Here is a 13,161-nt window from a genome sequence, read left to right on the forward strand (position 1 = left end):
AAAGGAGGAACTACCATGTCAACGAACAAGACACAACACTACCACCTCAATCAATGGGAGGCGGAGGACAAGGTGCTCCGTGCGGAGTTCAACCAGGACAACGCCAAGCTGGACAGCGCCATGGCCCAGGCGGCCCAGGAGCGGGCGGAGCTTCGCTCCGCCATCCCCAAAATTGTCACCGGGACCTATCAGGGGAATGGAGCCGCCAGCCAGACCATCCCCCTGGGCTTTGCTCCCAAGGCGGTCCTGACCATGACCCAGAGCGGCCTGATGTACAGCCCCAATTCCTCCGGCTATATGTTCGGCGGTCTGGCCCTCCCCGGCCATTCTGCCAGCCACCGATATCGCCGGTCAATTTCCTCCCCCTATGAGTATTACCCCGGTGTGGAGGTGACGGATACGGGCTTTACAGTGTACGAAACCAGAATAGGGGAGTACGCCGGGGTATCCTGCAATTCAGCGGATACCACCTATCACTATCTGGCTGTTGGATAAGGAAAAGCCACCCCCGGGCCGAAGTCCGGGGGTGGTTTTAATTCGTTGCTATGAGATAATGAGAGATTTATCAGTTATGCAACAGTGGCAGTACCGACGCCGATGGTCAGAGTACCAATAGTGTTGTTGCTAACCGTAACAGTGACACGATAGTTTCCGGCAGCCAGCTCATAGGGCAGGGTGAAGTCGCCGTCAATCATGCAACCGGCGTACTCACTCTGATTAGCGGTAGCGGCAGGAGCAGTAAAGGAAACTTCTTCCTGATAGCCGCCGTCACGAACTTCAATCTTGAAATTCAGAGTAGCAGAACCATAATTGTAGTTAGCTCCGTTGCTATCCACGACCTTGACGTTAGCAATGGTCACCTTGTTCTTGTCCATGGTAACAGAAACAGCGCCGCTGTTGGTATTGCTAATCGCATACCCGGTTACAGGAGGAGTGACACTGCCGCCGTTCACGGTGGAGCACTCAGTCACGACCACGTAGATCCGGGCGGCCAAATCGCTGTCGTTCTTGTCATCATAGATGACATAGGCATTACCGGTCACGGTGCGGTCCTTGAAGGTGTTGGCCAGAGTCTTGGCGGCGATGTTCTGCTCCACCTGATAGTCGGCGTTGTTGTCGTTCATGACTTCACCGGACAGGGGGTAGCGGTCGCCCTTGTTAGCGGGCAGCATGATCAAAGTAATCTCGCTGTCGCTGCCAATCACCAGGGAGGTGGTATCCAGGGTCAGGGTATCGCCGCTCTGAGTGATGGCATCGCCGTTCAAGGCAACAGTTTCCTTATCAGCATCGTCGGGGGTGTCAAAGGCGGAACCGGTCTCATAGTAGCCGTCAGCGTCAATGGAGTAATCCTCATACAGGTTGCCCTTGCTCCAACGCTCCTTGGTCTCCACCTTGGTCAGCTCGCCGTCCAGGACCACGAACCAGCGCTCCACCTTCTCATTGTCGCTGTTGTCCACAAAGGTGGTATCCTTCTTCACGGTGTACAGCAGGCTGTTGGTGGTGCTCTTCACGCGGCCGTTGTCGCCAGTGTCCACAAAGACCAGAGAGGCTGCCTTAGTGTTGTTGTCCTTATCGCGCATAAAGGCAATCTTGCCGTCGTTCGCAGTGTCGATGGTGATATCAGGCACGTTGACGATGCCGGTATAAATGGTAATGTCGTCGTTCTTGTCCTTCACGATAAACACGGTGTTGCTGTTGCAGGACACGGTCTTGTCACTGAAGGGTTTCACCTTGTTGTTCTCAATAGCGGTATCAGTGCTGGTATCGGCAGTAGCGGCCTTGGTCAGAGTGTACTCGTCCTTGCTGTTCTTGCTGTAAGAGTACCAGCCGTTGTAGCTATCGGTACGGTTACCGCTGGCATAAGTGATTGTCTGCTTCTGGCCGGCCGCGTCCCGCAGCTCCTTGATGGTGATGGTCTCATTAGCGCCATCGGAGAAGTAGGCGTCAGAGATGTCCTTAGTAGACAGGTTGGTTTCCTTGGCGATGCCGTTGATGTAGACATAGTTGCCCATGGACAGGGAAGCGTCGTCCACATACAGGGCATAGCCGTACTGATCCAGCACGATGGCGGCGTTGTTGCCCACAGAGAACTCGGTGGCGCAGCCGTTGTCGCCGTCAACCTCAGCGAACTTGGCGTAGTCGTGCTTGGTGCCGTCGATGGTCACGTTGCCGCCGGCGTCGCCATAGGTCTTGGTAGCGGTGGAGTAAGCGGTGACCTCGCCGGTCAGGACCTCAGCCTTCACAGCGGACTGAACCTTGCCACCAGCGTAGGTGTACAGGATGTAGTCGTCCTCGGCCATATCCTTGACGGAGTCGAAGTCGTCGTCAGCCAGGGAGTTGACGCTGTTGGTCAGACCGCCAATGGGAGTGGTCAGAGTGGTGACAGCCACAGTGCCCTTGCTCTCGTTGTAGTCGCCGGTGGCCTGCATCAGATAGGTGTTGGACACGGTGACGGTGACCAGTTCCTTGTCGGCGTCCGTATACACCTCGGTCAGCACGCCCTTGCCGCTCTGGCAGGAGGCGGAGGAGGAGTTGGCCTGAGCGTAGGTGGTGGTGATGGCGACCTCGTCGGCAACCTTCACACCGTCAACGAACAGATCCAGACGATAGTCGTCCACCACGTCCTTGCCCAGCAGGTCGTACAGGTCGTCCTTGCTCATCTTGGCGGTGTAGGTGGCGGCGGGGGTATCGGAGTAGGTGCCAATGGTAGTGGTCTTGTAGGTCCAGCGGGTGCCGGGACGGCCGAAGTCGTCGCTGCGATCCTCGTACATCTTCAGATCGCCCTGATACAGCTTCTCGCCCAGCTCCACGATCCGGGTGCCGGAGTTGACAACAGTGCCGGCGGTGGTCAGGCCCTTGATGGCGCCGGCATAGGACTCGCCGCTGGTGATGAAGTTGTAGCTGACCTTACCAGCCTCAACCTTGACGCCGTCGGCGTCAACCTTGATGGTGTCGTTGTCGGCCTCAACAGTGCCGGCCTTCAGAGTATTCAGCACCAGTTGAGCCAGGTCGTTGCGGGTCATGGGCTCGATGACGCCGGACTCCACATCGATGAACAGGTCGATCTTGTTGGCCTGCTTGATGGTGGAGAACTGCCAGTCATTCTCAAAGTCGGACTGGAACTGGAAGTAACCCAGGGCCTTCATCAGCATCAGAGCGGCCTGGGCAGTGGTGACAGACTGGTCACCGCCGTAGGTGGTGGCGCTGACACCGGAAGTGATGCCGTTGGTGTAGCAGGCGGCTACATAGGGTTCAGCCCATGCGGGGACATCGGTAAAGGGGCTGGTGCCCTTGTAGTTGGCTACGCGGTAGTCCATCAGGTTGGACATGACCACGGCCATCTCATTACGGGTGACCAGTGCGTCGGGGTTGAAGTTGCCGTTCTCGTCGCCGGTCATAACACCGACTTCCTGGAGAACTTCGATGGCTTCCTGATTCTGCTTGGAAGACACATCGTCGTAGGCCGCGCCGGTGCCGACTACCATCAGGCCCATGACCATGACGGAAGCCAGAGCCAGGCTAAGGGCCCGCTTCAGGTTTCTCATTCGGGATTCCTCCTTAAATTTTTTGGCCCTCGGACCTGTGCAGCCTTTCGGACCATATCTCAACTGACCGCTTTTCGCCCCGGAACCCGAAACAGGCGGGAGAGCTGCCCCTTCCTGTGCCGACCGTCAGCAGAGGCCCTGTGGAGCGCTCCATGGCAACGTTCAGGGGCCGCCCTCCGACCTGTTTCGAGTAGAGAGCCATTATTTTACAGCGGTCATTGTTAGGGGAAAACGCCTGAATTTTCGCGCTTTTTTCGTTCAAAACAGGGGAGTTTTCGCCCAATAGTCGGCCCAGCGGAGTATAACGCCCCTTGCACAGCAAAAAAGGTGAGGAAAACCCGCTAAGAGCAAATAAAAAAGGGCGCTTTTTCAAAGAAAAAGTGCCCTTGGTAGACATCTGGTAGACACCCAGAAAATGGAAAAGCGGGAAAGCCACGTTTCCCAGCGCTTTCCCGCTTTTTTTGGTAGACATTTGGTAGACATAGCGCGCCTACCAGAAAAAAACGCCGGTCCATAGGACCGGCGGACAAAGGGATTCTGTATGACATTTTACTTGACCTTAGCCATCCAGGCGGGCCGCAACGTCTTCCAAATAATTCCGTTCGACCTGTTCAATCTTTCCAGCGTCAAAGGCGGCGGCAAGACTGGGATCAATAGGCAACTGGGCCAGCACAGGAATCTCCAGTTCCATCGCCACTTTTTCCAAATGGCTGTCCCCGAAAATCGCGTGCTTCTTGCCGCAATCAGGACACTGAAAATAGCTGTAATTCTCTACCAGCCCAAGGACGGGAATATCCATCATCTTAGCCATATTTACAGCCTTTGTCACGATCATGGATACCAGATCCTGAGGAGAAGTGACGACAATAATACCGTCCACGGGAAGGGACTGGAAAACAGTTAGAGGTACGTCGCCAGTGCCAGGAGGCATATCCACGAACATATAGTCCACATCGCCCCAGACCACTTCTTGCCAGAACTGTGTGACTACGCCGGCAATGACGGGTCCACGCCATACCACGGGGTCCGTTTCATTTGCGGTGAGCAGGTTCAGGGACATGAGCTTGATGCCGCCGGCCGTGACGGCGGGGTCGATGCCGGCGTCGCTTCCTGTGGCCTTCTCATGGATGCCAAAAGCGGTTGGGATAGAGGGGCCGGTGATATCGGCATCTAAGATGGCTACCTTACGGCCCTTTCTGGCCATAGCGACGGCCAGACTGGCGGTGACGGTGCTCTTGCCGACGCCGCCTTTCCCGCTGACAACGGCGATGACCCGCTTTACACTGGACATGGCGTTGGCAGGGACACGCATATCCCGGGAGGAGCAATCGGCGCTGCAGCTGGAGCAGTCATGAGTACATTCAGACACTTGGAACATCTCCTTACAATCATACGGGCCGGGCCCGAGTATAGTCGTTCTCTCAAAGTGTACCCCTTTTCTCTCCGCCCGTCAAGACAGAGGCAAAAAAGGACCGGAAACTACCGGATCAAAGTATTTTCCATGGGGATCTCATCCATGCTGCCCTTGGTTGAGAAGTAATAGGAGAGAATATCGGCTGCCATGGCGCCCAGTTCTGAGCCGCTTCCGCCGTGTTCCACCACCATGGCCAAGGCGATCTCCGGGTCATCATAGGGGGCGAAGCAGACGAAAACGGCATTGGACTCCGTCTGGGCGCTGACCTGGGCGGAGCCAGTTTTGGCGCCCACCTGGACAGGCAGGTCCTGAAAGTAGCGGCGTACCGAGCCGTCAGTGGTCAGGGCCAGCATTCCGGCCTTGACAGCCTCTAGATTTTTGTCCTGTATCTCAATGGTGCTGAGGACCTCCGGCTCATAGGTTTCCACGATTTGGGAGTAATCGCTGGATTTGATTTCCTTCAGCAGGTGGGTGGACTTTCGGGTGCCTCCATTGACCAGTGTGGAGATATAGCTGGCAAGCTGGATAGGGGTAAATTGGCTGCTCTCCTGGCCGATGGCCACAGATAGGACCGAGCCCTCGTACCAGGTCCCGCCCATGCTCTCAGTATATTCGGGGCCAGCCATGACGCCTGAGGACTCCTCCAGCTCAATGCCCGTCTTTTGGCCAAGGCCAAAGCGGGTGGCGTAGTCTACCAACAGGTCGATGCCAAGCCGCCGTCCCACGTCGTAGAAAAAGTAGTTGCATGATACCTCGATAGCCTCGCTGACGTTGATGAGCCCGTGATACTTGCCGTACTGGCGGTAGTACCAGCACTGGGGAGGAGTGCCGGGGTAGTAGGTGTAGCGGCCCAGGTCCCGTATTTGGGAGTCGGGAGTGATAATGCCCTCCTCCAGTGCTCCGATAGCGGTGACCATCTTAAAGGTGGAGCCGGGGGCGTAGGTGCCTGTAAGTGCCCGGTTGACCAGGGGAGTGAGGGGATCTGTAGAATTTTTCTCCCAGTCACGGGAGTAGTTGGCCAGGTCGAAGGTAGGGTAGGAGGCGGAAGCCAATACATCAAAGCTGTTTACATCCAGCACCACGCAGGCCGCGCCCTCCACCTCCTCACTGACCAGATTGGGCAGGGAGGAGGCCAGAGTGTCCTCCACCTTTTTCTGCAGGTCAATATCGATGGTGAGCACAATATTGTCCCCTGGCTTTGGCTCGGTGATCCAACTCTCTGACAAGATCTTTCCGCTGGTGTTCCGATCCACGGCCCGGATCCCTGGGGTACCCCGCAGGAAGGACTCGAAGGCCTTTTCCACCCCCTCCTTACCTACGGTATCGTCCATCTCGTAGTCGGGCTTACCGTCCCCGTCCTCGTCCAGCGAGGTATAGTATTCCACCTCTGAACGGTTCATCAGTCCTACCCGCCCTAAGATGTGGGCGGCGTACTGGGTGTGGTACTGACGGACGGTAGTGGGCTCGATGACCACTCCAGGCAGAGAGAGCTCTTTGACACGGGAAATGAAATCGATATCCACGCCCTCGGCAAAGACATAGGGAGTCCAGGTGACCTCACGGGAACGCAAGTACAGCTCATACAGCAGTCCGGCGATGGCCCGGGCATCTGCCGGGTCCATGTCTCCGATATTCAGGTCGGGCACCGCCTGCCCGGATGCCTCCGCAGACTTCTTGTCCACAGCGCCCTCGCCTGCGATTTCAAAGCTGGCGCACATTTTACCAAGCAGCTGCCGGGCGGTAGGAAGTGAGCTATCCTTCTCCTGCACTGGTGTCTGGACCTCTTTCTGGGGCGTCTCTCCAGTAAAAAATCCGGTGATCCTGTCCCAAAGCCCAGGCTCCTCCTGCTGTACAGGGGCTGTTTCTACTGGCTCGGGCTCTTTGGTGGGGTCGGTGATCCATTTCATTTTGACAGCCAACTGGCCCAGGCGGGTCAAAGTCTTAGAAGGGGTCCCGTCCTCATTTTGTGAGAGGGTAAAGTAGGGGGACTGCTCAGTGAACACAAAGGGCTCATCGGCGGAGATGGGCAGGGTGTCGCTCCATTCTACCCCAGAGGCCCGAGCCGCGTGGACGAGGGACAGAAGGGTCGCGTTGCGCTCCTCCGGCTCCTTTCCCATGTGATCCAGGTCCAGCGTCACCTGGTAGACCACCCGATTAGACACCAACACACGGCCATTTCGGTCCAGAATGTCTCCCCGGTCTGCTTCGACTATCTGGGTTTCTGCGATCTTGTTCTGAGATCGCTCATACAGCGCCTCACCCTGATTGATCTGGAGGTCGTACAGTGTGGCCCCCATGGCGGTAAGACACAGGGAAAGGAGCAAGGCGATGCACAGGACCCGGCGATGAAATTGTTTTACATCCATGGAATACCTCCATCCTGGAGAAGAAAAGGGCGAATCAGGCCAGCTTGGTCCCGCCCACCCGGCGAAATATGGCCCGGAACAGGAGATAGACTACCGGAGTCCAGGCCAAGGAATAGAGAAATTCGGGCACGGCCACCTGGAGCAGCGCCGGGAGGGAGGCCGCGTGGGTGATGAGCCCCCGCAGCACCCGCAGCAGGTCCAGCAGAGCAAGGATAGCGGCGGAACAGAGCAGGCAGCCGGGAAAGGACTGGCTCAGGGCATACTGGGCGAGGGCCCCAATGGCCATGCCGGCCAGGGCCATCCCAAGCACCAGGCCGCCAAAGCCTCCGGGGTAGGCCAGCTCCCACAGCAGGCCGACCGCCATTCCAAAGCCCGCTCCAGCATAGGCCCCCTCCAGCACCGCCACAGCGGCTGCCGCCACAGGCAGCAGCATGGGTGTTACGCCAAAGAGGGGGTACCGAGGCAGGATATAGTCGTCCAGCAGCCACAGGGGCAGCAGGCCCAGGGCATAGACAAGCCACTTGTGGATCAGGTCACGTCGGGTCAAATGAAACGCTCCTTACTGGGTAGGGCGGCCACAGGCCGCGCCTACTCCTGGATATCAAAGTCTTTGATGACGAATACCTCAACTAAGGAGGACAGGTCGGCGTCAGGGACCACCACGGCATAGCGGGTCATCCCAGAAGGGTCGGTAAAGACGCCCTCCACCTGACCTACCACCAGCCCGGAAGGATACACGTCCCCCTTGCCGGAGGTGAGCACCTCGTCCCCAGACACCAACTGAGCGCTGTGGGGGAGGTAACTCAGCTTCAGACGGCCCTGGCCCATCAGGGCAAAGTCTCCCTCCAGCACCCCGGCGCTGTACGTTCGGGTGACGATGCCCCCAATCTCAATGTCTGTGTTGATAATTGTGGAGACGGTGGACCAGTTCAGCCCCACCTTGGACACAACTCCCACCAGCACGCCGGTGGAGGTCACGACGCAGTCGCCCGCCTCCACGCCGGCGGAGGTGCCTTTGCTGATGGTCAGTGTGGATGCCCAGTTGTCAGTGGAGCGCCCAGTAACCCGTGCGGACTCAAAGACGAAGTCCTCACGTTTGGCCTGGAGGTCCAGCAGCTCCCGCAGGCGCTCGTTTTGCTTGGCGGCCTCCTGCCCCTCTCGAACCTGGTCCTCCAGCTCGGCCACCTGGGCCCGCAGGCTGTCCAGCTCCTCCTGGATCTGGCCATAGCGGAATACATAGTTATATACTCCCTCCGCCCAGTCAGCGGCGGCAGCAATGCCATTTCGTATGGGGCTGGTGACCGTGTTTACCACGTTGGACAGGGGGTCGGCATTGCCGCCCATAAATGCGGTGCCCACCCCAATCAGAATGGTCAGCAGCAAGGCGATGATGACCAGCAGGATCCCATTCTGGCGGAGAAAATCTTTCACGTTCCTTGCTCCTTTTTCGCGGCCATGGACAGTGTGTCCACTCCAAACCGGGCCAGCATCCGGCCCAGCCGGCAGACCGGCAGGCCCATCACATTATAGTAGTCCCCGGAGATGCCCTCTATAAGCACACTGCCGTACCCCTGAATGCCGTAAGCCCCAGCCTTGTCCATGGGCTCTCCAGTGGCCAGGTAGTGGTCGATATCCCCTTGGGACAGGGGGCGGAAGCGGACAGAGGTGGCCTCGTGCTCCGTGGCGGTCCGGCCACCGGAAAAGAGGGTGACGCCGGTGTATACCATATGCTCCCGACCGGACAGAGCGGAGAGCATCCGGACCGCCTCCTCACGGCTGTGGGGCTTGCCCAGCACCAGCCCGCCCACAGATACCACCGTATCAGCGGCGATGACCAGGCCGTCCGGGTGGGCGGCGGCGACTTCCGCGCACTTCTGGCGGGACAGCTCCTCCACCAGCCGGTCCGGAGACAGCGAGGGGTCCATGACCTCCTCCCCTTGCGCAGGAATGATGTCAAATTCAGCGACCCCCATCCGCTCCAGCAGCTCCCGCCGCCGGGGGGATTGAGAGGCGAGGATGATACGCATAACAAAACTCCTTGGTGAGAAAATAGGTGGGAGGACTCATCCCTCCATCTGGGCCTCCTCCGGCCCATTTGTCAGAGAGCCGGTGACGTGGATGGAGTGCCCCCAGAACAGGTCCCCGTCGTTGAACCAAAATTCGAAGGCTCCGTCCTCATAGATCTGAATGGCGTCCAGTTCCATGCGCTCCATGAACTGCTCCTGGGTGATCTCCGCCGCCTCCCGGTCCTCCTCCGCCTCCTGGGCCCAGTCGTTGGCCAGGTCAAGCAGCTTTTCCGCGGCCAAGGCCCGCACCCTCTGGTCCCACTCCTCCTGACGCTCCATCAGGGTGTGAAAATGCGTCAGACAGTCCGCCCGGTTTTCGTCCCGGTCGAAGTCCAGGCGGGCGGGCTGGCCCAGCCACTCCGCCTCAGTCTCAAACCAGCCCACCGAGCGGTTCAAGGTAAAGGTGCCCAGACCGTCCTCCCAGAAGGATACAGGCTTTTTCTGCTCCTCCAGGATAGCCTTCAGGTCCGGATCAAAGCCCGGCTCCGGCAGGTCCAGTAAGAGGAGCCTCCGGCCATCCTCTGACACCCGCGCCTTGAACTTGATGATAAAGTCAGGCCGGACCCGCTGGCGGAGATAGTTCCGCAGGGTGTCGTCGGCCAGAGAGACTAGGCTGGCCTCTCCCCGGTGGATGTCCGGGCTGTCCTCCTCCATCCAGGCGGTCAGGCCGATGCCCACCCGCCAGAGCTCTTGCTCCGGTTCTTTGACAGAGCCGAAGCCGCTGGCGTCCGTGACAGCCACAATAGACAACTCCTCCGGCAGGAAGGGGGCGGCGAACTCCTTCCACTCGTCCCTCTGTTGGGAGGGAGGCTCCTTGGGCGCTTCTTTCTTTTTGAACAGTCCAAACATACTGCTTCCTCCATGCTCGTCACACTGGGCCTGGTTAAAGGGGCCCGTGTTTGTCGCTTATTTTCCGGTAGAGCCGAAGCCGCCGGCGCCCCGCTGGGTGTCGTCCAGCTCATCCACGATTTTCAGCTCGGCCTGGACTACCGGGGTGACCATCAGCTGGGCGATGCGCTCACCGGGCTGAATGGTAAAGTCCGTGTCCCCGGAATTTTGCAGGCCCACCAGGATCTCTCCCCGGTAGTCGCTGTCGATGACGCCCACACAGTTGGCGGGGGCGATGCCATGTTTGATGCCCAGCCCGCTCCGGGCAAAGACCAGCGCCACATAGTCCGGCGAGGGCAGGGCGATGGCGATGCCAGTTGGGATGACCTTCCGGCCGCCGGCAGGAATGACCACCGCCTCCTCCATACAGGCGTGTAGGTCCATGGCCGCCGATCCGGGGGTGGCGTAGAAGGGCAGGGGGATGTCGCTCCCAATTTTAGGGGAAACTGCTTTGATCTTCAACTCCATAATTGTAAACTCCTAATCCTTTTTCTATTCGATATCCACGATGCGCACATACCGGCGCAGGGGGTGCTCCCCGTCATGTCCCGCCCCTGGAAATGGGGCGGACATAGTGCCGGCGGAGGTGATTCGGGTCAGTCCCGCCCGGACCAGAAGGGCGGTCAGCTCCTCCCGCTCCTCCGGGGGGCAGAGCAGTCCGGCGGTCTGAAGCCTTCCCTTCTGCCGCCGAAGGACAGAAAAAAGCTGGGAACGGGGCAGCCGTTTTACCAGTATGTTTCCATGGAGAGGCGACAGCTCCAACTCCTGGTCGGGACAAAGGGTGACCGAGCAGCCCCGCCCCAGAAAGACCTGGGCCCCGGTGTTTCTCACCGTCTGCTCCAAAAAATGCTCATACCCGTGGAGAGTGGCCTGGGCCGCCTGTCCGGGGGTCGGGTGACAGGCGGCGGCCGCGCGCTCCAGGATAGGCAGGAAGCTATGGCAGAACGCCCTACCATCATCCAGGCTGTCGGTGTCCAGATAAATCACCTGGCAGGAGGAGCACAGCAGCCCCCCGGTGGACAGGATATGGCGGGCCAGGGCATACCATTCCTCCTCCGGCGGACGGCCAGATACATAGGCGAAACTGAGCCGGTGGCTCCACTCAATCAGCTTGCAGCCGGCGGGAGCCATGCTCCGGGCGGCCCGGACAGCCTCATCCCCGCCCCAGGTGACGATGCCGTCCGCCAGGCTGGCCAGGACCTCCAGGGAGGTCCGGTCGGCAGAGGGGATGGAAAAGACATAGAGGTAGGGGGCCAGATCGGGCTGGGTGTCTGTCAGCAGCTTGAGCAGAGCCAGGGACAAGCCCGTATCTCCAGAAGGCAGCTTCAGCAGGTTGACGTTTCCGGTCAACAGGCCCTCCAGGGCGCTGAAGGCGGGAAGGCCCTCTATGTTGCCGGCGGCAATGTGGAGCAGGGTGCCCAGGGGCAGGACCACAGAGCGGCCAAAGGGCCGGGGGCGCTCCCCTGTCCAGAGACCGTCCAGCTCTACGGCCAGTTTATAGCGCAGGCTCTCCGACTGGAGCGTGTGGCGGTACCTCCCCAGAGTATCCAGAAGCTGTGGGGTGGCAAACCGGGACAGGAGATGGTCCAGCTCTCCCTGATCCAGCCGGTCCAGCAGCGTAGCGCAGGCGTCCACGACGGCCTCCGCTTCCAAAGGGGAGGCGCTTCGGGTGTGGTTAATCTCCGCCTCCAGACCGGAGAGCACCTTTGGCAGGTCGCTGTCCGGGAGAAGGGCTCCATTGGCAAGAATCACGGCATCTCCCCCTTCCCAAGCAGTTCCGCGGCTCCGGCGGCGCAGGTCTGGATCTCCGCCAGCCCCACCCGGCCCAGGATGGTCAGATAGGGGGAGCGGAGGCCGCAGCCACATTCCTCCCCCGGCGTGAGATAGCCCAGATCATCCGTCATGACGCTGGTAGCTGGGGTAGCCCGGAGGAGGGGAGAGATCAGGTTGATCAGCCCCACCTTCCCCATGGGCAGGGGCTCCAATGTATTCACATCCCGAATGATGACGCGGGAGTAGACGGGGATGTGGAAGTGGTGCTCTTTGCAGGCGTTGAAAAAGATGGGGTGCTCTACCGCCCCGAAAAACTCATTGATATTCGCCTCTTGGATGCCCAGTATCCGACCGGCCAGGCCATAGAGGACAGGCTTTTCCACCTGCTGGGCGTAGTGCTGTTTCCAGCCTCCGGCCAGGAGGATGCGGGAGCCCTTCGGCAGCTGCGCCCGCAGGCCCAGCTCCTCCATCCGCTTCAGACCGAACCAGAGGTAGGAGGGAAAACCGATGATCCGGGTGGGAAACCGGGAACTGCCCAGCTTTTCCAGGGCCTTCGCCACATGGTCCAGGTCGGGGACATAGCCGCCGTCCCCATAGCGCAGGGCGTAGGTCCGGCTGATGGGAGGGGCAAACCAGGTCAGGCCGAACATGGTGCGGGTGACACCTGTTTTATTCTGGCGGTGGGGCTGATAGCCCAGGATCACATTGTGAGCGGGCCTGGGAGAGATCAGGCCGTGCCGCCAGCCCAGGCGAAGGACCATGGGTACCTCCGCCAGGAGACAGCCCCAGTCAAAGCCCACCTGGCTGAACCTGCCGCTGGTGCCGGAGGAGGTGACCCGCATGGCCATTCGCCACCGGGGCATGGAAAAGACGGCGTGCCGCTTGTAAAACAGGGTAGGCAGGACGGGGAGCCGGGCCAGGTCAGCTATGGTCTGTATCTGCTCTGGAGAGAAGCCGATGTGGTCCGCAATGGCCCGGTACTCCGGGCAGCGGGCCATATGGAAGGCGCAGTTATCCCGCACCGCCCGAAGAAAGTCCGGGTCGGAGCCCTCCAGGTCATAGGGCTGGTGGAGCCAAAACAGGCGCTGTCGGCTGAACACGGCGTTTCC

General features: G+C 59.6%; 12 protein-coding genes. 1 reads left to right on the forward strand and 11 read right to left on the reverse strand.

Translation table 11 applies throughout. From position 1 onward, the window contains the following. The first annotated feature begins 15 nt into the window (after positions 1–15). Positions 16–495, forward strand: coding sequence for a hypothetical protein (locus MCG44_RS02150; protein ID WP_240286565.1), 480 nt, complete (start codon positions 16–18; stop codon positions 493–495). Between the two features lie 74 nt (positions 496–569). Here the strand turns inward: MCG44_RS02150 and MCG44_RS02155 are convergent, their stop codons facing one another. The 11 genes from MCG44_RS02155 to MCG44_RS02205 all read right to left on the reverse strand — a co-directional run bounded on the left by MCG44_RS02155 (position 570) and on the right by MCG44_RS02205 (position 13,152). After that, entirely contained in the window at positions 570–3,545 is a 2,976-nt protein-coding gene (locus tag MCG44_RS02155; RefSeq protein ID WP_240286567.1) for an S-layer homology domain-containing protein, read from the reverse strand. Between the two features lie 13 nt (positions 3,546–3,558). Further along, positions 3,559–4,017, reverse strand: a complete 459-nt coding sequence (locus MCG44_RS02160) for a hypothetical protein (protein ID WP_240286569.1) — start codon at positions 4,015–4,017, stop codon at positions 3,559–3,561. Positions 4,018–4,104: 87 nt separating this feature from the next. Beyond that, entirely contained in the window at positions 4,105–4,914 is an 810-nt protein-coding gene (locus tag MCG44_RS02165; protein ID WP_240286571.1) for an Mrp/NBP35 family ATP-binding protein, read from the reverse strand. 110 nt (positions 4,915–5,024) lie between these two features. Next, positions 5,025–7,325 (reverse strand): penicillin-binding transpeptidase domain-containing protein, encoded by a 2,301-nt coding sequence (locus MCG44_RS02170; protein WP_147573474.1) that lies wholly within the window; start codon positions 7,323–7,325, stop codon positions 5,025–5,027. A 34-nt stretch (positions 7,326–7,359) separates the two neighbouring features. Then, positions 7,360–7,872, reverse strand: coding sequence for a rod shape-determining protein MreD (locus tag MCG44_RS02175; RefSeq protein ID WP_147573473.1), 513 nt, complete (start codon positions 7,870–7,872; stop codon positions 7,360–7,362). Positions 7,873–7,913: 41 nt separating this feature from the next. Beyond that, complete coding sequence (mreC, locus tag MCG44_RS02180) at positions 7,914–8,756, reverse strand: rod shape-determining protein MreC (RefSeq protein ID WP_147573472.1); 843 nt, start codon at positions 8,754–8,756, stop codon at positions 7,914–7,916. Beyond that, the gene (locus tag MCG44_RS02185; RefSeq protein ID WP_147573471.1) at positions 8,753–9,352 is read right to left on the reverse strand and encodes a Maf family protein; all 600 of its coding nucleotides are present in this window, start codon (positions 9,350–9,352) and stop codon (positions 8,753–8,755) included. The genes mreC and MCG44_RS02185 overlap by 4 nt, the downstream gene beginning before the upstream one ends. Positions 9,353–9,388: 36 nt before the next feature. After that, entirely contained in the window at positions 9,389–10,240 is an 852-nt protein-coding gene (locus MCG44_RS02190; RefSeq protein ID WP_240286573.1) for a DUF2262 domain-containing protein, read from the reverse strand. Between the two features lie 57 nt (positions 10,241–10,297). Next, positions 10,298–10,747: a dUTP diphosphatase gene (dut, locus tag MCG44_RS02195; protein WP_186853376.1), complete on the reverse strand. Its 450-nt coding sequence runs from the start codon at positions 10,745–10,747 to the stop codon at positions 10,298–10,300. 24 nt (positions 10,748–10,771) lie between these two features. Beyond that, entirely contained in the window at positions 10,772–12,031 is a 1,260-nt protein-coding gene (locus MCG44_RS02200; RefSeq protein ID WP_240286575.1) for an acyl-CoA reductase, read from the reverse strand. Continuing rightward, on the reverse strand, positions 12,028–13,152 hold the full coding sequence (locus MCG44_RS02205) for an acyl-protein synthetase (protein ID WP_240286576.1): 1,125 nt from the start codon (positions 13,150–13,152) through the stop codon (positions 12,028–12,030). The genes MCG44_RS02200 and MCG44_RS02205 overlap by 4 nt, the downstream gene beginning before the upstream one ends. Between the last annotated feature and the right edge of the window lie 9 nt (positions 13,153–13,161).

The organism is Lawsonibacter sp. OA9, assembly GCF_022440585.1.

Excerpts from the sequence above, each read along its gene's own strand:
- MCG44_RS02150 (WP_240286565.1), top strand. The coding sequence starts at position 16 with ATGTCAACGAACAAGACACAACACTACCACCTCAATCAATGGGAGGCG.
- MCG44_RS02185 (WP_147573471.1), bottom strand. The coding sequence starts at position 9,352 with ATGCGTATCATCCTCGCCTCTCAATCCCCCCGGCGGCGGGAGCTGCTG.
- dut (WP_186853376.1), bottom strand. The coding sequence starts at position 10,747 with ATGGAGTTGAAGATCAAAGCAGTTTCCCCTAAAATTGGGAGCGACATC.
- MCG44_RS02160 (WP_240286569.1), bottom strand. The coding sequence starts at position 4,017 with ATGTCTACCAAAAAAAGCGGGAAAGCGCTGGGAAACGTGGCTTTCCCG.
- MCG44_RS02155 (WP_240286567.1), bottom strand. The coding sequence starts at position 3,545 with ATGAGAAACCTGAAGCGGGCCCTTAGCCTGGCTCTGGCTTCCGTCATG.
- MCG44_RS02190 (WP_240286573.1), bottom strand. The coding sequence starts at position 10,240 with ATGTTTGGACTGTTCAAAAAGAAAGAAGCGCCCAAGGAGCCTCCCTCC.
- MCG44_RS02170 (WP_147573474.1), bottom strand. The coding sequence starts at position 7,325 with ATGGATGTAAAACAATTTCATCGCCGGGTCCTGTGCATCGCCTTGCTC.